Source organism: Microbacterium sp. Se63.02b, from assembly GCF_014171575.1.
GTDB lineage: Bacteria > Actinomycetota > Actinomycetes > Actinomycetales > Microbacteriaceae > Microbacterium.
Genome location: NZ_CP050453.1, coordinates 4,035,113 through 4,055,054 on the forward strand (window position 1 = coordinate 4,035,113; position 19,942 = coordinate 4,055,054).

The 19,942-nt window shown below is 68.8% G+C and carries 18 protein-coding genes; 12 read left to right on the forward strand and 6 right to left on the reverse strand.

The genetic code is table 11. The features are described 5' to 3' along the window. The first annotated feature begins 51 nt into the window (after window positions 1–51). The gene (locus tag G4G29_RS20210) at window positions 52–966 is read left to right on the forward strand and encodes a LysR family transcriptional regulator (protein WP_183151354.1); all 915 of its coding nucleotides are present in this window, start codon (window positions 52–54) and stop codon (window positions 964–966) included. Between the two features lie 21 nt (window positions 967–987). Here G4G29_RS20210 and G4G29_RS20215 read toward each other — a convergent pair whose 3' ends face one another. From G4G29_RS20215 to G4G29_RS20235, 6 genes are all read right to left on the reverse strand, one after another. Beyond that, entirely contained in the window at window positions 988–1,380 is a 393-nt protein-coding gene (locus G4G29_RS20215) for a DUF779 domain-containing protein (RefSeq protein ID WP_183151355.1), read from the reverse strand. Window positions 1,381–1,439: 59 nt separating this feature from the next. Further along, complete coding sequence (locus tag G4G29_RS20220; RefSeq protein WP_183151356.1) at window positions 1,440–2,990, reverse strand: aldehyde dehydrogenase family protein; 1,551 nt, start codon at window positions 2,988–2,990, stop codon at window positions 1,440–1,442. Window positions 2,991–3,099: 109 nt separating this feature from the next. After that, the gene (locus G4G29_RS23220; protein ID WP_244632261.1) at window positions 3,100–3,864 is read right to left on the reverse strand and encodes a hypothetical protein; all 765 of its coding nucleotides are present in this window, start codon (window positions 3,862–3,864) and stop codon (window positions 3,100–3,102) included. Continuing rightward, entirely contained in the window at window positions 3,861–4,427 is a 567-nt protein-coding gene (locus G4G29_RS23225) for a hypothetical protein (RefSeq protein ID WP_244632262.1), read from the reverse strand. Before G4G29_RS23225 ends, G4G29_RS23220 begins: the two co-directional genes overlap by 4 nt. Before the next feature lie 192 nt (window positions 4,428–4,619). After that, window positions 4,620–6,044 carry a CCA tRNA nucleotidyltransferase gene (locus tag G4G29_RS20230; RefSeq protein ID WP_244632263.1) on the reverse strand — a complete coding sequence of 475 codons (1,425 nt, stop codon included), beginning with the start codon at window positions 6,042–6,044 and terminating at the stop codon, window positions 4,620–4,622. Between the two features lie 242 nt (window positions 6,045–6,286). Continuing rightward, window positions 6,287–7,480 (reverse strand): hypothetical protein, encoded by a 1,194-nt coding sequence (locus G4G29_RS20235; RefSeq protein WP_183151357.1) that lies wholly within the window; start codon window positions 7,478–7,480, stop codon window positions 6,287–6,289. A 223-nt stretch (window positions 7,481–7,703) separates the two neighbouring features. Between G4G29_RS20235 and G4G29_RS20240 the strand changes: the two genes are divergently transcribed. The 11 genes from G4G29_RS20240 (at window position 7,704) to G4G29_RS20285 (ending at window position 19,908) form a co-directional block, all read left to right on the forward strand. Beyond that, window positions 7,704–10,262, forward strand: a complete 2,559-nt coding sequence (locus tag G4G29_RS20240) for a metallophosphoesterase family protein (RefSeq protein WP_183151358.1) — start codon at window positions 7,704–7,706, stop codon at window positions 10,260–10,262. 145 nt (window positions 10,263–10,407) lie between these two features. Continuing rightward, window positions 10,408–11,433: an Lrp/AsnC family transcriptional regulator gene (locus tag G4G29_RS20245; RefSeq protein WP_183151359.1), complete on the forward strand. Its 1,026-nt coding sequence runs from the start codon at window positions 10,408–10,410 to the stop codon at window positions 11,431–11,433. A 115-nt stretch (window positions 11,434–11,548) separates the two neighbouring features. Continuing rightward, window positions 11,549–13,039 (forward strand): aldehyde dehydrogenase family protein, encoded by a 1,491-nt coding sequence (locus G4G29_RS20250; RefSeq protein WP_183151360.1) that lies wholly within the window; start codon window positions 11,549–11,551, stop codon window positions 13,037–13,039. Continuing rightward, complete coding sequence (locus G4G29_RS20255) at window positions 13,036–13,794, forward strand: gamma-glutamyl-gamma-aminobutyrate hydrolase family protein (RefSeq protein WP_183151361.1); 759 nt, start codon at window positions 13,036–13,038, stop codon at window positions 13,792–13,794. Before G4G29_RS20250 ends, G4G29_RS20255 begins: the two co-directional genes overlap by 4 nt. Further along, a complete protein-coding gene (locus G4G29_RS20260; RefSeq protein WP_183151362.1) occupies window positions 13,791–14,261 on the forward strand; it encodes a DUF3830 family protein in 471 nt (156 codons plus the stop codon). The genes G4G29_RS20255 and G4G29_RS20260 overlap by 4 nt, the downstream gene beginning before the upstream one ends. Window positions 14,262–14,302: 41 nt before the next feature. Next, window positions 14,303–15,382 (forward strand): ABC transporter substrate-binding protein, encoded by a 1,080-nt coding sequence (locus G4G29_RS20265; RefSeq protein WP_183151363.1) that lies wholly within the window; start codon window positions 14,303–14,305, stop codon window positions 15,380–15,382. Further along, window positions 15,379–16,206 carry an ABC transporter permease gene (locus tag G4G29_RS20270; RefSeq protein ID WP_183151364.1) on the forward strand — a complete coding sequence of 276 codons (828 nt, stop codon included), beginning with the start codon at window positions 15,379–15,381 and terminating at the stop codon, window positions 16,204–16,206. Before G4G29_RS20265 ends, G4G29_RS20270 begins: the two co-directional genes overlap by 4 nt. Before the next feature lie 2 nt (window positions 16,207–16,208). After that, window positions 16,209–16,529 carry a hypothetical protein gene (locus tag G4G29_RS20860; protein WP_202045437.1) on the forward strand — a complete coding sequence of 107 codons (321 nt, stop codon included), beginning with the start codon at window positions 16,209–16,211 and terminating at the stop codon, window positions 16,527–16,529. Then, a complete protein-coding gene (locus G4G29_RS20865; protein ID WP_202045439.1) occupies window positions 16,529–17,008 on the forward strand; it encodes an ABC transporter permease subunit in 480 nt (159 codons plus the stop codon). Before G4G29_RS20860 ends, G4G29_RS20865 begins: the two co-directional genes overlap by 1 nt. Next, the gene (locus G4G29_RS20280) at window positions 17,008–18,051 is read left to right on the forward strand and encodes an ABC transporter ATP-binding protein (RefSeq protein ID WP_183151365.1); all 1,044 of its coding nucleotides are present in this window, start codon (window positions 17,008–17,010) and stop codon (window positions 18,049–18,051) included. The genes G4G29_RS20865 and G4G29_RS20280 overlap by 1 nt, the downstream gene beginning before the upstream one ends. Window positions 18,052–18,150: 99 nt before the next feature. Beyond that, on the forward strand, window positions 18,151–19,908 hold the full coding sequence (locus tag G4G29_RS20285; protein WP_183151366.1) for an alkaline phosphatase family protein: 1,758 nt from the start codon (window positions 18,151–18,153) through the stop codon (window positions 19,906–19,908). The last annotated feature ends 34 nt before the right edge of the window (window positions 19,909–19,942 follow it).

Sequence of the window (19,942 nt, forward strand, 5' to 3'; positions counted from 1 at the left end):
GCCATCTGCATCAACGCCCAGTGCTGCACATCCCATGTGCATAATTGCAGAATGAATCCCGCCCTGCGCCCTCGCGCCGACGATCTGCTCGTGCTCCTCGCCGTGGCGCGCACCGGACGCTACACCAGCGCCGCCGTGCACCTGGGGCTCGACCACACGACGGTGGCCCGCCGCATCGCCGCACTCGAAGGAGCGCTGGGCGGGCGCGTGCTCGCGCAATCCCCTGCGGGCTGGGAGCTCACCGATCTCGGCCGGTCGGCCGCGGAGAGTGCCGGACGCATCGAGGCCGCGCTCTCGCAGCTCGACGGAAGCGATGCCGACGCCCCCGACCCGATCTCCGGTGTGATCCGCATGTCGGCCACCGACGGCTTCAGCGCCTACATCGCCGCGCCGGCCGTCGCCGAGCTGCGTCTCACGCATCCGCGACTCACGGTCGAGATCGTCGCTGCGACACGACGCGCAGCCGAGCACCGCGCCGGCCTCGACCTCGAGGTGGTGGTCGGCGCTCCGCAGACCAGTCGGGCGCAGGCCGTGAAGCTCGGCACCTACACGCTCGGCATGTACGCGGCGCGAGACTATCTGGAGCGCACCGGAACGCCTGCGACCCGGGAAGAGTTGGAGCAGCACCGACTGGTGTACTTCGTCGACTCGATGCTGCAGGTCGACGCCCTCGATCTGCCTCGCCGTCTCGTTCCGCACATGCAGGACGGCCTCACCTCGACGAACGTGTTCGTGCACGTCGAGGCCACGAGGGCGGGTGCGGGGATCGGACTCCTCCCCTGTTTCGCAGCCGACCGGCACGACGACCTCGTGCGGCTGCTGCCGTCGGTCTTCGCCGAGAAGCTCCCGTACTATCTGGTCGCGCGCCCCGAGTCGCTGCGCCTCCCCGCCGTCGCGGCCCTCGCCGAGGCTCTGCATGCGCGCACCCGCGCATCGAAGGCGCTGCTCGACGGCGTCACCGGGTGAGCGTCGCCCGCGCAAAGCGGACTAGGCGGTCAGCCCGAAGTACTCCAGTTCCGCGTCGTTCAGCATCCGGGACCGGATCAGGAAGCGCATCCCGGTCGGCCCCTCGACGCTGAAGCCGGCACCGCGCCCCGGCACGATGTCGATCGTGAGGTGCGTGTACTTCCAGTACCCGAACTGCGACTCCGACATGAACACCTCGACCGGATCCGGGAGTCCGACGTCGAGACGCCCGAGGAGCACGTCCGACGCTCCGGTCAGGAACATGCCGACGGGGTAGCACATGGGCGCAGAGCCGTCGCAGCACCCGCCCGACTGATGGAACATGAGGGGACCGTGCTGCGCGGTCAGGTCGCGGACGAGTGACGCCGCAGCATCCGTCACGTCGACCCGCTGGTAGGTGCCGATGCTGACCATGGTTCCGCCCTTCGAGGATGGATCCGGGCGGACGCCGCAACGCCCGCCCGGAAGCGAGCTCAGAAGAAGCCCATCGGCCCTTCCGCGTACGAGACGAGGAGGTTCTTCGTCTGCTGGTAGTGGTCGAGCATCATCTTGTGGTTCTCGCGGCCCACGCCCGACTGCTTGTACCCGCCGAAGGCCGCGTGCGCCGGGTACTGGTGATACGTATTCGTCCACACCCGACCGGCCTCGATCGCACGGCCCGCCCGATACGCGGTGTCGCCGCTGCGGCTCCACACCCCGGCGCCGAGTCCGTAGAGCGTGTCGTTGGCGATCGAGATCGCGTCGTCGAAGCCGTCGAACGACGTGACCGACAACACGGGACCGAAGATCTCCTCCTGGAAGATGCGCATGTCGTTCGTGCCCTCGAACACGGTCGGAGCGACGTAGAAGCCCTCGCTCAGATCGCCACCGAGGTCGACGCGCTCTCCGCCGGTGAGCAGCCGCGCGCCGCCCTGCTTTCCGATGTCGATGTAGCTGAGGATCTTCTCGAGCTGATCGTTCGACGCCTGGGCGCCGATCATGGTCGCCGGATCCAGCGGGTTACCCTGCACGACCTTCCCGACCCGCTCCAGACCGTCGGCGAGGAATCCGTCGTAGATCGAACGCTGGATGAGAGCGCGCGACGGGCACGTGCACACCTCGCCCTGATTCAGCGCGAACATCGTGAAGCCCTCGAGCGCCTTGTCGTAGAAGGGATCGCTGGTCGAGCGCGCGACGTCTTCGAAGAACACGTTCGGGCTCTTGCCCCCGAGTTCCAGCGTCACGGGGATCAGATTCTGCGACGCGTACTGCATGATCAGCCGCCCGGTCGTGGTCTCTCCGGTGAAGGCGACCTTGCGGATCCGCTTGTGCTGCGCGAGCGGAGCCCCCGCCTCGATGCCGAATCCGTTGACGATGTTCACGACACCGGCTGGCAGCAGGTCGCCGATGATGTCGAACAGGAACAGCAGGGAGGCCGGAGTCTGCTCGGCCGGCTTGATGACGACGCAGTTGCCCGCGGCGAGCGCCGGCGCGAGTTTCCACACGGCCATCAGGATCGGGAAGTTCCAGGGGATGATCTGCCCGACCACACCCAGCGGCTCGTGGAAGTGGTACGCGACGGTGTTCTCGTCGAGCTGGCTGATGCCGCCCTCTTGAGCACGCAGCACACCGGCGAAGTAGCGGAAGTGATCGACGGCGAGCGGGATGTCGGCGGCGAGGGTCTCGCGCACGGGCTTGCCGTTCTCCCAGGTCTCGGCGACCGCGATCTCCTCGAGGTGCTGTTCGATGCGGTCGGCGATGCGGTTGAGGATCACCGAACGCTCGGCGGGGCTGGTCTTGCCCCAGGTCGCGAACGCGCTCCAGGCCACGTCGACCGCACGATCGATGTCTTCGCTCGTGCCGCGCCCGACCTCGGTGAAGGGCTTGCCGTTGACGGGGCTGACGTTCTCGAAGTACTGGCCCTTGACGGGATCGACGAACTCGCCGCCGATGTAGTGACCGTACCGGGGGCGATAGTTCGCGAGGGCGCCCGGCTGGCCGGGGGCCGCATAGGCGAGGGACACGTCTTCTTCGACGATGCTCATGGGGGTCTCCTTCGACGGGGCCGCGCTTCGGTGTGCGGCTTTCTCCGAAGGTAGGTCGCGCGACGTTGCACCCCGATGCGCAACGTTGCACCTGGTTGCGGTCTCGAGGTCAGTCGGCCGTGAGGCGTTCGATCCGCGCGACGAGTCCGGCGCGTTTCGGCGAGCGCGCGGGGAGCATCTCCAGGGCGAGCCGGAGCGCTTCGGCGTCGGCCTGGCCCTCGGGGATCTCGGCGTACGAGAGCAGCACGTCGAGGCTCGCCTCCGACAGCATCGCCTCTCGCAGCGCCGCACGCACGCTCTCGCGGAACTCCTCCACCCCCGGCGACGTCGACTCGGGAAGCACCGGTCCTCGATAGGCGGTCAGTGCCACGCGGTGCGCCCCGCGGTCGAGGAGCGACAGCACGTCTTGCGCATCGGTGTCGAGGGCGACGGGCAGGCGATACGGGCGCGACTCGGGCACGAGGTCCGGCGCTGTGCGCTCGAGCACCTTGCGCAGCCGCACCATCTCCGGCCGCAGAGTGTCCGGCGATACCTCCGGCCCGTACACGAGTTCGCACAGGCGCTCTGCCGAGAGGCCTTGGCGGTGCACGGCGAGCATCAACAGGATCGCGGCGTGCCGTGCACTGAGTTCGACCATCGACTCGCCGTGCGCCGACTCGGTCTCCAACCGTGCCCTGTCACGCCCGAGCACGTGCAGAGTCGCACGGGACGTCACCGGGGTGCGCGCCTTCGACGGGGACTTCGTGCGAGGCGTCTCGCTCCGCGCCTGCAGCCGCGCGACCATCAGCTCGGACTCCACGGCACGCGCGGTCGCATCGACCAGCAGCCGCGCCTGGGGCGAGACCACGTCGGGGCCGCCGGTGATGTCGATCACCCGAGCACGCGCTTCGTCTCGGGGTCGCGCACCGGTGCGGCCGTGCACGACCACGGATGCACCAGCCGGTTGTAGTGCTCCGCTCCCCTGATCTGCACCGAGCGGCCGAGGGCGAGAGCGGTCCCTGGTGCACTCGTGCCGACGGCATCCTCCGACCAGTTCGCTCCGGCGACGAAACCCATGTCGTCGGTGAGCGAACGCAGCTGACGGTCCCCCTCGATCCACAGCAGTCGCCCCGCCTGGTCACCCACGGCGATGATCACACCGGTGTCCGCCGCTTCTCCCGGCAGCAGCAGCGCACGGATCATGTCCATCGCCGATGCCAGCGGGTGCGCGAGACGATACGCCTCGAGCTCCTCGCTCACCAGGTCGATCGGCGGAGCACCCTCCGGGCCGACGCGACGTCGCCAGGATCGCTCCCACGATTCGCGGACGAGTGGACGCACCTCCTGCAGCCGCCGGTCGTGGAGGTTGCCGGCGACCAGTTCCTCATGCGCACGCTCGACGAGCAGTCGTGACGTCGCGGGGAGCGACTCGCGGGATACCTGCCACGGCGCAGACACAGCGGTCTCCGATCTCGAGCACGTGCGTTGCTTCAGTGTACGAGCGCGAGGCCACGGGCGGAATAGCCCGCTCTGGCGGCACCCCGGTCCGCCGCGTCCCATCTGTCGGGAGCGCGGACCCCTGCCGGACGAATCGCCGCAAGACCTCCCGACAGGTGCACATCCTCCCGACAGGTGCACCGGGACGGGGCGTCAGCCGCGGGCGGCCCACCACTCGCGCAGGCGCTGCTCCGCGACCTCGTCGCCGAGGACTCCCTCGTCCAGACGCAGATCGAGCAGGAACTTGTACGCCTCTCCGACCTCCCGCCCCGGCGCGATGCCGAGGACCTGCTGGATGCGGTTGCCGTCGAGCTCGGGACGGATCGAGTCGAGCTCCTCCTGTTCGCGCAGCGCGGCGATGCGCGACTCGATGTCGTCGTAGGCGCTCGACAGACGACCGGCCTTGCGCCTGTTCCGCGTGGTCACGTCGGCACGGGTGAGGATGTGGAGGCGCTCCAGCAGATCGCCGGCGTCGCGGACATAGCGGCGAACCGCGGCATCGGTCCACGCTCCTCCGCATACCCGAAGAAGCGCAGATGCAGTTCGATGAGCGTGGCGACGGCATTCGTGGTGTCGGTGTCGAAGCGCAGTGCCTGCAGCCGCTTGCGCGCCATCCGCGAGCCCACCACGTCGTGGTGGTGGAACGTGACCACTCCCCGGCTCGAGCTTGCGGGTGCGCGGCTTGCCGATGTCGTGCAGCAGTGCGGCGATGCGCAGCGGCACATCGGGCGCCGCGCCGGGATGACGCACGTGTTCGAGCTCGATCGCCTGACTGAGCACGGTCAGCGAATGCTCGTAGACGTCCTTGTGGTGGTGATGTTCGTCGACCTCGAGGCGCAGTTCGGTGACCTCGGGCAGGAACTCGTCGATCAGGCCCGTGTCGACCAGCACGCGGATGCCCCGCACCGGGTCGTCGGTCTGCATGAGGCGCACGAGCTCGGACTGGATGCGCTCCGGGCTCACGATCCTCAGGGTCTCGCGGAGCTCCGCGATCGCCTCCGCTGTGGCGTCATCGACGCGGAACCCGAGTTGAGCGCTGAATCGTGCCGCGCGCAGCATCCGTAGCGGATCGTCGCCGAAGGACACGCGGGGATCGGCCGGTGTGCGCAGAACGCCCGAGACGAGGTCTTCCACGCCGCCGGTCGGATCGATCAGCTTCACGCCGGGCACCTGCAGGGCCATGGAGTTGACGGTGAAGTCACGGCGCACGAGGTCGCCGTCGATCGTGTCGCCGAACTCGACCGTGGGCTTGCGGGTCACACCGTCGTAGCTGTCGGCGCGATACGTCGTGATCTCGACCTGCTCGCCCTGCACACGCGCGCCGATGGTGCCGAACGCACGGCCGATGTCCCATTGGGCCGTCGAGATCGGTGTGACGATCGCCAGGATGTCGTCGGGCGACGCGTTCGTCGTGAAGTCGAGGTCGTGCGTCATTCGGCCCAGCAGCGCGTCACGCACCGGCCCGCCGACGACCGCGAGATCGAAGCCGACCTTCTCGAACGCCGTCGCGAGGGTGCGGACGACCGGATTCTCGGCGAGCGCACCGAGGCGGACGAGGCCGTCGGCCATGTTGAGCATGGGTTCCAGCGTACCGGGGCGAGTGTGACGGATCCGCGTCTTCCGTTCCTAGAGCGCAGACCACCACAGGGGAAGCATCACGAGCGCGGCGATCTCCATCACCGCCACGACCACCGTGAACACCCAGGCGACGACAAGCAGCGCCACACGTCGATCGTCGCTCTGCTTCCGAAGCCAGGTCGCAGCGACCACGAGCACCAGGGACACCGGAGGCAGGAGGCTCGTGATGATCGACAGCGTGCTCAGGACACGCCAGGGGGCGGCCGCTGCGCGCCCTGCTGGTTCCGCAGCCGGCCGATCTGAGCCTCCAACGCGGCTCGGGCCACCGCGAACAAGGGAGACGACACCCGCTCGCGGCCTCGAGGGACGAGCAGGAAGGTGACGATCAGCGCCGGCGGAACCGTGATCAGCAACCCGTACGCCAGCCCCTGCAGATAGCGCTGCTCGTCCGTCCCCGCGATGAGCGGCATCGCCGAGGTGGAGCCCTCGAGCACGACCACCAGCGTGACGAGAGCCGGAGGCACGAGGACCAGCAGCGCATCGAGGATCTTCGCCTGGAGCAGTGAGGGGACGATCTGGGTCGCAGTTCCCAGAGCGAACAGCGACAGCGCCGTGGCGAAGAACGCGAATGCCGCCGTCAGCCCCGGGTTCCGGACGAGGAGGAACACCCCGGCCGTCGCTGCACCGATCACCAGGATCCCGACGACGAGTCCCTGCACGACGAGGGAGCGTTTGGGATGAGGGTCGGCCGTCCCGGGGATGCGGGTGATCGCGTCCTCGATCTTGACCACCGCGTCGTTCGCCCGGCTCGACGCCAGACTGAGCCGCTCCGCCTCGAGATCGGCCAGGACCGCGGCATCCGCGGCGATCAGCAGTGTCAACGCCGCGCCGACCGGGATGCCGAAGATCTGCACGACGTCGAGCGTTCCGGCCCCGAAGTTGACGGCCATCGCCCCGAGGAACGACGACAGCGCCACGAACGCCGACGCCATCGCGACCACGACGGCCACCCTGCCCCAGAACTGTCGGTGGGCGACGGAGTCCTCGAAACCCGTGCTCTCGGGGTCACGGGGCATCCGCAGCAGCACCTGCAGTGCGATCGATGCCGGCAGGAGCAGCACGAGCGCCGTCCCGCCCTGTTCCACGGTGAGGGTGGCCGGAGAGATCATCGGACTCCGCTGCCCTGCGGCTGCCCCGCCCGTGGCCGTCAACCACGCGAGCAGGATCTGGATGCCCACCAGCAGCACGGCGACCAAAGCCGCCACACCGACGGCCCGCCGAAGGGACCCGGCGTAGCGCGTCTCCGCGGCGACGACGGCATCCCCGTGTCCCGGATCCGTCACCTCCGGGGGTATGGACGGCGTGGGCGGGGCTCCGTGTCCTGCGAACAGATCGCCGATCCGACGGACGATGCTCCTGGGAGACTGACGGTTCATGTCGACGTACCTTCCTGGTGCGCGGTTCTGCGACGGACGGTACACGGGCGAGCGGACACGGGTCCCCCGGCTCACGGCGCTCGCACGGCAAGATATCGGATTCGAACCACGATGCCGTTCACCTCCCCGCCTCTTCGATGTCAACCCCAGGTCACCCGTCTTCGATGGGGTGGAGGTGCCCCGTGCGACTGAGCACGGAACCCCACCCCCACGAAGGACTGACATGACCTCCCTCACCCCTGCGGTGCGGTGGCGGCGTCACGGACTGACATCCGTCGCGCTCCTCGCCCTGCTCGGCGGCGCCGTCGTCGCCCCAGCGGCCCTCGCCGCACCCGACCCCGAGGTTCCCATCGGGTCGCTGATCACCGACGCCACCGCGTGGAACTACCTCGACGACGGGTCCGACCCGTCCCCGGCTCCGGCAGCGCTGCGCGACTGGACACTGCCCGCGTACGACGACAGCACGTGGAAGACCGCACCCGGCTCGTTCGGCGCGAAGAACGGCAAGCTCGGAGCCGTCGGGCCCCAGACGCCGAAGACGCTCCTGAACCACTACCTCGACGGCACCAAGGCCCCGACCGTGCCCACCTACTTCTTCCGCACGACGTTCGAACTCGAGTCGGGTGTCGCTGAGCAGGTCGCCGCACTGCAGAGCACCATCACCTACGACGACGCGATCATCGTCTGGATCAACGGCGAGGAAGTCGCCCGCTACGTCGACGGCCGCATCACCGACACGACGAACGTCGAGTACGCCGGCGACTCGAACGGCGACCCGCTCACCAGCACGTTCAGCGCCGAGGGCACGCTGCTGCACGACGGCACGAACACGATCGCCGTCTCGCTGTTCCAGGACCGCGAGACCAGCTCCGACATCTACTTCGACATGTCGTCGCTGACCCTCGTCGAGGCGTCCGATCCCGGCACCCCCGTGATCGCCCCGCCGACGCGCGTCATCCTCACCCCGACCGAGCAGCCGGCGATCTCCCAGTCGTTCTCGTGGCTCGCAGGCGATGCGTCGCACACGGTCGGTCAGGTCGAGATCGCGCCCGCAGCCGGCGGCGAGGTCCGCACCGTCGACGCCTACGACGCCGGCGTCGTGAACGGCAACCCGAACAAGCACTTCTCCGCGACGGTCACCGGCCTCACCGCGGCCACCGAGTACCGCTATCGGGTCGGCCTCCCCGGCAGCTGGAGCGACTGGTACGAGTTCCGCACGGCCGACCCCAGCGCCACGGACTTCCAGTTCATCTACTACGGCGACGCGCAGATCGGCCTCGACACCACGTGGCCGAGCGTCGTGAAGCAGGCCGAGGCCAGCGCTCCGCGCTCGATCGGCTCCGTGCATGCGGGCGACCTGATCAACACGTCCAGCAACGAGAACGAGTGGCTGAACTGGTTCAAGGGCATGGAGGACTCCGCCGTCCGTACGAACGTGATGGCCGCACCCGGCAACCACGAGTACTCGGGCGACAAGCTGCTCACCGCATGGAAGGCCGCCTTCGAGTATCCGCGTAACAACCCGTCGCTGAGTTCGATCGGCGAGCTGGCCGACCTCGCCAAGGGCGACTCCGAAGCCGCGCAGCAGTACCGGTCGCTGTTCGAGCACTGGAGTGCGTTCGCCGCCGAGACGGCGTATTACACCGACTACCAGGGCGTGCGGTTCATCACGCTGAACGCGACCCGTGACGCGACCTTCCTCACTCCGCCGGCGCTGCCCTCATGCACGGGTGCGGACTGCCCTCTCGCTCAGGGTGAGGAGCTGTGGATCCGCTTCCAGGGCGCCTGGCTCGACCTGCTCCTGCAGAACAGCCCCTCGAAGTGGAACGTCGTCACCTTCCACCAGCCGGTGTTCTCGGCGTCCGAGGGTCGCGACGAGCCGAAGCTCCGCGCCGACTGGGTGCCTGTGTTCCAACGCAACGACATCGACCTGGTGCTCATGGGCCACGACCACACGTACGCCCGCGGCTACGTGAACACGGACGCGACCGAGACCCCCGGCATCACGACCGGGCCGGTCTACGTGGTGTCGAACTCGGGCGCCAAGCACTACGAGCTCGAGACGCCGGAGAAGAACGTCTGGACCAACAACGGCGCCACCCAGGTGCTGCGCGGCCAGGGCGTCACCACCTACCAGGTGATCGACGTGTCGAAGAACCAGCTCGTCTACCGCTCCTACCTCGCCGAGAAGCAGCCGGGCGCGACGACCGATCTTCCCGTCGGCGCCGTGTACGACACCTTCACCGTGACGAAGTCGGATGCCGGCGAGAAGTGGGTCACCGAAGAGGGCATCACGCCTCCGGTCACCCCCGAGCCCGAGGTTCCGGCCGAGATCGAGCTGGGCGCGGCAACCGTCGAGGCCGGCGGCGCACTCACGGTGTCGGGCAGCGGCTTCGCGGAGGGTGCCGAGCTGCGACTCGAGCTGCGCTCCGACCCGGTGCAGCTGGGCACGGTCACGGCCGGCGCCGACGGCACTTTCCAGCGCACGGTGACGATCCCGGCGAACACCCCTGCCGGCGCGCACACCCTCGCCGCGATCCTGCCGGACGGCACCGAGGTCACGGCTTCCGTCACGGTCACGGCGGTGTCGGGCGGCGGAGCGGTCACTCCGGGCGACGGCTCGGGCGGTTCCGGTGGCGCGGACGGCGACCTCGCCACCACGGGTGCCGACAGCGTGCCGTACATCGTCGCGGCCGTCGTGCTCCTCACGGCAGGTCTCGGCCTGTTCGCGCTGCGTCGCCGCCGGCAGCTCGCGACCGTGGAGGCGGCCGAGGCGGAGTAGTCCATCGCAACCGCTGGAGGGCGTCACCCGGGGTTCAGCCCGGGCGGCGCCCTTCTTCGCTCTCCGTCTCGCGAGTGATCGGGGACGGGCGGTACGCCGGACTGGGATAACCTTCCACCGAGTCCGTCCCGCTGAAGGAGAGCCCGTGCCCGCGAACGATGTGATGGCCGACGAGACCGATCGGATCGTCGCCGCGGCCCTGCAGGTGAACGGCCGCGCGTCGTGGGGAGAGATCGCCCGTGTGGTCGACCTCCCAGAGCGCACGGTCGCCCGCCGCGGCCAGCGGCTGCTCGATCGCGGACTGGTGCGGGTGTCCACGTACGTCGACCCCGCGCGGGTGCTGCATGCCCGTGCGGTGCTCTTCCGCATCACGACAGAGCCGCATGCGCTGTGGCACGTCGCTCGCACACTCGCACGGCGCGCTGACGCCTCGTCGGTCTCGGTGCTCGAGGGCAGCAGCGACATCGCCGGGATGCTGCTCCCCCATGACGACGCCTCGATCCGCGAACTGCTCTTCACCGACTTCCCCGAGCTCGAGGGCATCGACTCGATCAACGTCACGACGGTGCTGAAGTTCTTCCGGTCGGGCCACGACTGGCGCGCGGGCGTGCTCACCGACGAGCAGGCCCGGATGCTCGATGAGTCCTCCGGCTCCGAAGTCGACCCGGCCGATTCGCTGAGCGACGACGAGGAGGCGCTGATCCGGCTTCTGCTGAAGGACGGCCGGATGCCGGTCGCCCAGCTCGCACGGGCACTGGGGCTGAACGTGACGACCACCCGTCGACGGATGGAGTCGCTGAGCCGTCGCGGCCTGATGCATCCGCGCACCGAGGTCGTGCCGAGCCTTTTCGGACTCGGACTCGAGGCGCTGGTGTGGCTGCGGGTGCCGATGGCGCGGCTCGAGAAGGTCGGTACCGCGCTCGCGGCGGCCCCCGAGGTGAAGTTCATCGTCGCGACGACCGGCACCTCGCAACTCCTCGCGAACGTGCTGGTCCCCGACGCGGACGCGTTCTACGAGTTCCTCACCGGACCCGCCGTCGCGGGGCATGACGGGCTGGAGGTCGTGGAGTCGCTCGTGGTGATCACACCGGTGTTGCGCGGTTCCCTGATCGTCGACGAGGCCCCGGCGGCGCTGGCGAATGACATACCGACGGGAGCCATCCGCCTGTAGGCCGATCCTGTTACAGGAATGTAAAGAATTGGCGAGATCGTTCGCTACAGCTTGACCTAGTGGCGAAATAGAGCGAGTATCCTCTCCAGGGCCATCACCCCTGGAGAGGACGACCATGTTCACGGCAACGGGAGACGACTGGGCGGATCGCGCAGCGTCGCTGTCTCTGCACGCGCGCATGTTCATCGAGGGCGCGTGGGTGGAGGGGTCGGCCGAACCGCTGGCTCCCGTGAGTCCGCGCGACGGCCGTGCACTGCCGCAGATCACCGCCGCCTCGGCCGCCGACGTGGACCGCGCCGTCCGCTCCGCCCGCGCCGCGTTCGACGCCGGCGTGTGGTCGCGGATCGCGCCTCGGGAACGCGGGCAGCTTCTGATCGCCTTCGCCCAGCGGATCCACGACAACGCCGAAGAGCTCGCCCTCATCATCTCCCTCGAGATGGGCAAGCCGATCCGCGAGGCGCTGCAGACCGAGCTGCGCGCCGTCGTGAACTGCTTCCGCTGGTACGGCGAGGCCGCCGACAAGGTCCTCGACGAGATGCCGGTCACCGCTCCGAACAGCCTCGCCCTCGTGACCCGAGAGCCGGCCGGAGTAGTCGCCGCCGTCGTTCCGTGGAACTTCCCGCTGACCATGACGGCATGGAAGCTCGCCCCCGCCCTCGCGGTCGGCAACAGCGTCGTGCTCAAGCCGGCCGAGCACACCACCTTCTCGGCTCTGCGCCTCGCCGAGCTCGCGTTCGAAGCGGGCATCCCGGCCGGCGTCCTCAACGTCACGCCGGGTGCAGGACACATCGCCGGCCGCGCGCTCGGCGAGCACTCCGACGTCGACGTCGTCACCTTCACCGGCTCGCCCGAGGTGGGCCGGAAGTTCCTCGGCTACGCGGCCGCCTCCAACGGCAAGCGCGTCTGGCCCGAACTCGGCGGCAAGACCGCGAGCCTGGTGCTGCCGGATGCCGACCTCGAACGCGCAGTCCGCGCCACCGCAGACGGCTGCTTCTACAACCAGGGGCAGATGTGCACCGCGTCCTCCCGCCTTCTCGTGCCCCGTGCGCAGCGCGACCGGGCCCTGGAGATCGCCGCCGAGGTCGCACGCACGAGCCTGCCCGCCGACCCCTTCGACGTCGGCACCTCTATGGGCGCGATCGTCAGCGAGAAGCAGCTCGCGGGCATCGCCGGTTTCGTCGAGCGCGCGCAGGCCGAGGGCGCCGAGCTCGCAGCGGGGAGCGCCGAGCGCTTCCGCGCCGTCGACGGAGGCAGCTACTTCGCCCCGGTCGTGCTCGGCGTCACCCCTGCGCACGAGGTCGCGCAGCGCGAGGTCTTCGGCCCCGTGCTCTCGGTCATCGCCTACGACGACGTGGAGGACGCCCTCGCGATCGCGAACGGCACCGAGTTCGGTCTCGCCGCCGCCCTGTGGAGCACCGACCTCAACGCGGTGCACACCCTGTCGCGCCGACTCCGCGCCGGGGTCGTGTGGGTCAACTGCTTCGAGGAGGGCGACATGACCATCCCGTTCGGCGGCGTCAAGGGCTCGGGCTTCGGTCGCGACAAGAGCCTGCACGCGATGGAGAAGTTCACCGACCTCAAGACCACCTGGATCGAGCTGTCGTGACCCGCCCGTTCATCGGCATCACCACCTGGCGCCGCTTCATCGACACCGACCTCGGCACCGGTCGCCCGGCCCACAGCCTGGGCACGGAGTACGCCGCGCCCGTCGAGGCCGCCGGTGGAGCCGTCGTGCTGCTGCCGCCGACCGCGGGCGTCGACGAGGTGCTCGACCGCCTCGACGGACTCGTCCTGTCCGGCGGAGAAGACGTGCACCCCTCGCGCTACGGCGCGGAGCCTCAGGAGGCCAAGACCTACGACCCCTCGCGTGACGGGTTCGAGATCGCGCTCGCCCTCGGCGCGCGCCGACGCGGCATCCCGGTCCTCGCGATCTGCCGCGGTCTCCAGGTGAGCAACGTCGCGTTCGGCGGATCCCTGATCGTCGACATCCCCGCCACCGCGCACCACGAGCCGGTGCGCGGAGCCGACCAGCAACTCGCGGCGCGGCATCCGATCACCCTCGCAGACGGCAGCCGCCTCGCCGCCCTGTACGGCACCACACGGCGAATCGTGAACACCATCCACCACCAGTCGATCGACACCCCGGCCCCCGGCCTCCACGCCGTCGCCTGGGCGCCGGACGGAATCGTCGAAGCCGTCGAGGCCGACGGCGACTGGCCCTTCTGGGCGGTGCAGTGGCACCCCGAGAAGATGATCGCCCCCGATGAGGCCACAGAGGAGATGCCGCTGTTCGCGGCGTTCGTCTCGGCCGCCCGTGAACGCGCAGCGGAACACCCCGCTGCAGAGAAAGGAACACGATGACCAAGAAGGTCTTCCTCGAATACGAGAACGGCGTCCGCGCCGTCGCCACCCTGTTCGAGGACCTCGCCCCTCGCACCTGCGAGGCCATGTGGGGTGCGCTCGAGAAGCGGGTCACCATGCAGGCGATGCATGCGATGTACGCCGGACCCGAGGTCATGGTCGGCCTCCCGGAAGAGGCGCAGAACTTCGACCCGGAGACGGTTCCGTTCGAGAACCAGCAGGTCGTCCCTGCGCCGGGTGACCTGCAGTGGTACTGGCAGCGTCCGATGCAGATGGGCGGGTTGCCGTTCGAGTGGTACGAGATCGGCGTCTTCTACGATCGTGGTGCCCGTACTCTCGGCCCGCTCGGATGGACACCCGTCAACATCTGGGGCGGCATCACCGAAGGACTCGCGGAGTTCGCCAAGGAGAGCGCGGCGATCCGCATCGACGGAGCGAAGCAGCTCACCATCGGACGCCTGGTCTAAGGCGTTCACTCAGTGCTGGACCCATCCCGAAGGAGCAGTGCATGAATACCCGAAGAATCCTCACCACCGGGGCGCTCGTCGCCACCGGCGCCCTCGTCCTCGCCGGTTGCTCGACCGGTGACGACACGGCTTCCTCCGACGACAAGGAGTTCGCCGGCGAGACCATCGTCGTCACCTCGTTCGGCGGCGACTGGGAGAAGGCCTTCATCGAGGCCGTCGTCGACCCGTTCGAAGAGGAGACCGGGGCGAAGGTCGAGCTGATCACGCTGTACAGCGCCGACGCCCTCGCGCAGGTCACCGCCCAGAAGGCGAGCCCGCAGATCGACGTCGTGCACTTCTCCGGCGGGCAGGAGTTCACCGCTGCGGAGCAGGGGCTCATCGCGCCGATCGCGGCGGACGAGCTCTCCGAGTCCGGTGACCTGGTCGAACTCGCCACCGCCGGTCTCGAGCGCGGCGAAGGCCCGGTCATCCAGCTCGCGCCGATCGGGCTCGTCTACAACACCGAGGCGGACGCTCCGGCACCCACCTCGTGGCTCGACTTGTTCGACGAGGCCTACGCGGGTCACGTCGCGCTCACGGACTTCTCGAACACGTACGGCGTGCTCTCGATGCTCCGCGTGGCCGACGCGCTCGGCGGCGGCATCGACGACCCGTCGCAGGCGATCACAGACCTCGGCGAGCTGGCCTCGTCTGGCGACGCGATCGTGGTCCCGACCTCGCCCGACCTGCAGACGGCATTCGCCCAGCGCGACACCTGGCTGGCACCGTACGCGATGGACTACGCGGGCACGCTGCAGGACGCGGGTCTTCCGGTAGAGTTCATCGTCCCGGAGGAGGGCGCCACCGCCTCCCTCATCACGGCGAACGTGGTCGAGGGCCGGGACAACCCCGACCTGGCGAAGCTCTTCATCGATTTCGAACTGCGCCCCGAAGCGCAGACCGTCTTCGCGGAGAACATGCGGTACTCGCCGGTCAACACCAAGGCCGAGCTCTCCGGCGATGCCGCGGACGCCGTGCTCACCGGCGACGAGCTGGAGACGGTCGTCGTCTACGCTCCGGGTGACATCGCGGCTTCGCGTCAGTCCTGGACCGATGAGTGGAATGCGCTGATCACCAAATGAGCGTCCGAACCCGTAGGGAGCCCTGGCTCCTGCTCCTGCCGGCGATCGTGCTGCTCGCGCTCGCCTTCATCACCCCGGTGGCCGGCATGCTCCTCATGAGCGTGCAGTCGTCGGCAGGCGGGTTCACCCTCGACAACTTCACCCGGTTGTTCACGAGTGAGTATCACCTCCAGGCGGCGCTGCGCTCGCTCCGCCTGGGGGTGATCCAGACCGTCATCACTCTCGTCCTGGCCATCCCCCTCTCCTACGTGATGGCCCGCGCCGGCTCGAAGGTGCGCTCGTTCCTCCTCATCGTCGTGATCCTCCCGCTCATGACCAGCGTCGTGGTCCGCACCTTCGGCTGGGTGGTCCTGATGGGGCCGTCCGGCCTGATGATGCAGATCCCCGGCGCGGAGTTCCTCGTCGGCGGCACGCAAGGCTTCCTCGGCACCGAGACCGGTGTCGTGATCGCCATGGTCCAGGTGCTCCTGCCGTTCGCCGTGCTCAGCATCCTCGGTGTGATCTCGGGGATCACGCCGCAGCTCGAGGAGGCGTCCCGCACGCTCGGCGCCGGATTCTGGCGCACGCTGCGTCACGTGGTGCTCCCCCTCGCGGTCCCCGGCATCGTCGCGGGCGCCTCGCTCGTCTTCGTGCTGTCGGTGAGCTCGTTCATCACCCCGCGGTTCATCGGCGGCGCGCAGATCCCCGTGTTCGCGCAGACCATCTACGTCGACGCGACCACCAACCTCGACTGGTCGTTCGCGGCCGCACAGGCCGTGCTGCTGTTCGCGGGCGTCATGCTCGTGCTCGCGGCGACGTCGCGGCTCGGGAAGCAGAAGGTGTGACCATGGTCCGTTCCGTTCCCCTCCTCGGCAGGATCCTCGCCATCGTCCTCGGTGTCATCGTGACGCTGTACATGCTCGTGCCGCTCATGGTGGTCGCCGGCGCCTCCGTCGGCGAGAACCGCTTCCTGACCTTCCCCGGCCAGGGCTTCACGCTCGACTGGTACGTCGAGGCGCTCACCTCCGACACCTACCTCGAGCCGTTCCGCCTCAGCCTGCTGGTCGGCATCACGGTCGCGATCCTCGCCGCAGCGATCGGCACCGCCGCCGCCTTGGCACTCACGCGCTTCCAGGTGCCCGGGGCGCCGCCATCCAGGCGCTGCTGATGTCGCCGCTGACCATCCCGACGATCATCCTCGCGATCGGCGCGCTCTCCATCGCCTCGCTCACGATCGGCTCCCCCAACGTGGGCGTGCTCATCGCGATCCACGTCGTGATCGCCATCCCCTACGTCATGCGCACCGTCACGGGCGTGATGACCAGAGCCGACCACTTCACCGAGGAAGCGGCACGCACCCTGGGCGCCAGCACCTGGAACCGCTACCGGCTCGTCGTGCTGCCGATCGCCCGGCCGGGTATCGCCGCCGGGGCGTTCTTCGCCTTCAACATCTCGTTCGACGATGCGGTCATCGCTCTCTTCCTGCGCACGCCGCAGCTGGAGACGCTCCCCATCGCCATCTACGGCCAGCTGGAGTTCAGCACGTCGCCCACCGTGGCGGCCGTCTCGACTCTCATGGTCCTGCTCACCGTCGTCCTCATGATCGTCCTCGAACGCATCATCGGTCTGGGAAGGTTGTTCGTCTGATGACAACGCTCACCATCAACTCGCTCACCAAGGACTTCAAGGGCACCCCAGTGCTCAAGGGCATCGATCTCTCGATGCAGTCCGGGGAGTTCGTCTCCCTCCTCGGCCCCTCCGGCTGCGGCAAGACCACGCTGCTGCGCTGCATCGCGGGGTTGGAGTCGCCGAGTGCCGGCACGATCGAGATCGCAGGTCAGGATGTGACCAAGCTCCCGCCCGAGAAGCGCCACCTCGGGATGATGTTCCAGAGCTACGCGCTGTTCCCCCACATGAGCGTGGTCGAGAACGTGCGCTTCGGTCTGCGGATGTCGGGCGAGAAGTCCAAGGCCGAGCAGAAGGAGCTGGCCGTGCGTGCCCTCGAACGCGTGCAGATGGGCCACCTCGCCGATCGGATGCCGGCGCAGCTGTCGGGCGGCCAGCAGCAGCGCGTCGCCCTCGCCAGGGCCATCGCCTTCGAGCCCCGGGTGCTGCTGCTCGACGAGCCGCTGTCGAACCTCGACGCTCGTCTGCGAGAAGACATGCAGGTCGAACTGAAGGAGCTGCACCGCACCCTCGGCCTCACCACCGTGTTCGTCACGCATGACCAGGAGGAGGCGATGAGCCTCTCCGACCGCATCGTCCTCATGAACGCGGGGGTGATCGAGCAGGAGGGTGCGCCCGCAGAACTGTACGGCGCACCGCGCACCCCGTTCGCTGCGGACTTCATCGGCGCGGCGAACCTGCTCCCGGCGACCCGCTCCGGGGCGGTCGCGACGCTCGACGGCACAACCGTCCAGGTGCCGCTGACGGGAGCCGGCCCGGATGGCAGTGGAGAGGTCGTGCTGCGTCAGGAGGACCTGCGCCTCTCGCCCGTGGTCGGCCCGGACGCTCCGGTGACCGTCGAGGTCGTCGCGCATGTCTACCGGGGCGCCGACATCGTCTACATCGTCGAGCTGGCGGGCACCCGGATGCGCGTGGTCCGCCCGCGACACGAGGAGCCGATCTCCGAAGGCACCGCCGGCCTCGGCTGGCGCGAGGGTGCCGTGCTCTGGATCGCCGCGGCCTGAAGACCCGGGCGCTCGATCGCGAACCCCGGGCCATCCTCACCAGGGGTACTTCCGCGGCATCCCGCGAACCCTGAGACGCAGCGGCCATAGGATCGCCTCGTGGCCGACGACGACTCCCCTTCCGTTCCCGATACCTCCCGCCGAGGCTTCTTCAAGATCGGCGGCGCGGCGCTCGCGGGTGCGGTCGTGGGCGGAGCAGGCGGAGCGGCCATCGGCGCCTCCGTCGCCGGCAACGCGAGAGACGGCTTCGCAGACGACCCCGTCCCCTTCGCCGCACTGACGCCCCGCAGCGAACCGGGCTTCGATCATGTCGTCGTGGTGATGGGCGAGAACCGGTCGTTCGACAACCTCCTCGGCTACCTGTACTCGAAGGAGAACCTTCCCCAGGGCGAGACGTTCGAGGGCCTGGGTTTCGGGACGCACAGCAACACGGCGTCCGACGGCACCGTGGTCGATGCCCACATCTACCAGGGCGAGACCGACCGCATCATGAGCCATCCCGACCCGGACCCCGGCGAGGAGTACCCGCACGTCAACACGCAGATCTTCGGGACGGTCGATCCGAAGACCAACGCCGACCTCTTCGTCGACCAGATGGAGTCGCCCTTCAACGCCCCGACGCACGGGGAGAGGGCGACGATGTCGGGCTTCCTCCAGGACTACATCATCAACTTCCGTCGGCTGCGCAAGGGCACGGAGCCGAGCGTCGACGAAGCCAGGCACATCATGGGCTCGTTCTCTCCCGCGATGCTCCCCGTGCTGTCGACGCTCGCGGCCGAGTTCGCCGTGTTCGACAACTGGTACGCCGCGGTTCCGTCGCAGACCTTCTGCAACCGATCGTTCTTCCACGCGTCCACCTCGCACGGATTCGTCACCAATCAGGCGGGCGGCGGCTACGACAAGTGGATCGACGCCCCGGCGGCCCCGACCGTGTTCAACCGGCTCGAGGAGAAGAAGCTCGACTGGAAGATCTACATCGACAAGCTGCAGCTCGTCTCCTTCACCGGCATGCTGCACGCGCCCGTGCTCGAGAAGTACTGGCGCACGGAGCACTTCGGCACGATGGACGACTTCTACACCGATGCGAAGGACGGCACGCTCCCCGCCTACGCGTTCATCGAGCCGCGGATGGTCTACGACCACAACGACTTCCACCCGCCGTTCGGCTCGCCCCGCGAGAGCACCGTGGCGGGCGAGGAGGTGTTCGACAGTGCGATCTCCGACGTGCGCGCGGGAGACCTGCTCATCCACGACATCTACGAGGCTGTGCGCACGAGTGCATCGCCGAAGGGATCGAACGCGGTCAACACCCTGCTACTCATCACGTTCGACGAGCACGGCGGATGCTACGACCACGTGCCGCCGCCCGCGGCCACGAAACCGACGAAGGACACGACGGCCGGCGAGATGGGCTTCACGTTCGATCGGCTCGGATGCCGTGTCCCGGCGATCGCCGTCTCGGCGTACACGAAGCGGAACACCATCATCCATGACGAGATGCACCACGGCTCGGTCACCGCGACGCTCTCCCGGCTGCACGGTCTGAAGCCCCTCAACGACCGCGATGCCTCGGCGAACACGCTGTTCAACGTCGTGAACCTGGAGCAGCCGCGGCACCCGGCCGACTGGCCCGTCACGAAGCCCTCGTACACTCCGCCGAACCCGGAAGAGGCCATCCCTCAGCCCGACCTCGAGAAGCACCTCAAGCCGCTGACTCCGCCTGCCCGCGGTCTGCTCGGCCTCCTCCTCGCCCGCTACGGCAGACCGGGCGAGAAGGAGCCGGAGACCTTCGCCGACGCGTACAAGGTCCTGCACGAGCACGGCGAGGAGCTGTTCGGCCCGCCGAACGGGAGCTGACCGCGGGGGTCGGCCGATGCCGTCTCCGGCGCGA

What these genes read in the sequence shown, in the direction of transcription:
- G4G29_RS20210 (WP_183151354.1), top strand. Translation starts at nt 52, where the DNA reads ATGAATCCCGCCCTGCGCCCTCGCGCCGACGATCTGCTCGTGCTCCTC.
- G4G29_RS20215 (WP_183151355.1), bottom strand. Translation starts at nt 1,380, where the DNA reads ATGGTCAGCATCGGCACCTACCAGCGGGTCGACGTGACGGATGCTGCG.
- G4G29_RS20220 (WP_183151356.1), bottom strand. Translation starts at nt 2,990, where the DNA reads ATGAGCATCGTCGAAGAAGACGTGTCCCTCGCCTATGCGGCCCCCGGC.
- G4G29_RS20230 (WP_244632263.1), bottom strand. Translation starts at nt 6,044, where the DNA reads ATGCTCAACATGGCCGACGGCCTCGTCCGCCTCGGTGCGCTCGCCGAG.
- G4G29_RS20235 (WP_183151357.1), bottom strand. Translation starts at nt 7,480, where the DNA reads ATGAACCGTCAGTCTCCCAGGAGCATCGTCCGTCGGATCGGCGATCTG.
- G4G29_RS20240 (WP_183151358.1), top strand. Translation starts at nt 7,704, where the DNA reads ATGACCTCCCTCACCCCTGCGGTGCGGTGGCGGCGTCACGGACTGACA.
- G4G29_RS20250 (WP_183151360.1), top strand. Translation starts at nt 11,549, where the DNA reads ATGTTCACGGCAACGGGAGACGACTGGGCGGATCGCGCAGCGTCGCTG.
- G4G29_RS20260 (WP_183151362.1), top strand. Translation starts at nt 13,791, where the DNA reads ATGACCAAGAAGGTCTTCCTCGAATACGAGAACGGCGTCCGCGCCGTC.
- G4G29_RS20265 (WP_183151363.1), top strand. Translation starts at nt 14,303, where the DNA reads ATGAATACCCGAAGAATCCTCACCACCGGGGCGCTCGTCGCCACCGGC.
- G4G29_RS20270 (WP_183151364.1), top strand. Translation starts at nt 15,379, where the DNA reads ATGAGCGTCCGAACCCGTAGGGAGCCCTGGCTCCTGCTCCTGCCGGCG.
- G4G29_RS20860 (WP_202045437.1), top strand. Translation starts at nt 16,209, where the DNA reads ATGGTCCGTTCCGTTCCCCTCCTCGGCAGGATCCTCGCCATCGTCCTC.
- G4G29_RS20865 (WP_202045439.1), top strand. Translation starts at nt 16,529, where the DNA reads ATGTCGCCGCTGACCATCCCGACGATCATCCTCGCGATCGGCGCGCTC.
- G4G29_RS20280 (WP_183151365.1), top strand. Translation starts at nt 17,008, where the DNA reads ATGACAACGCTCACCATCAACTCGCTCACCAAGGACTTCAAGGGCACC.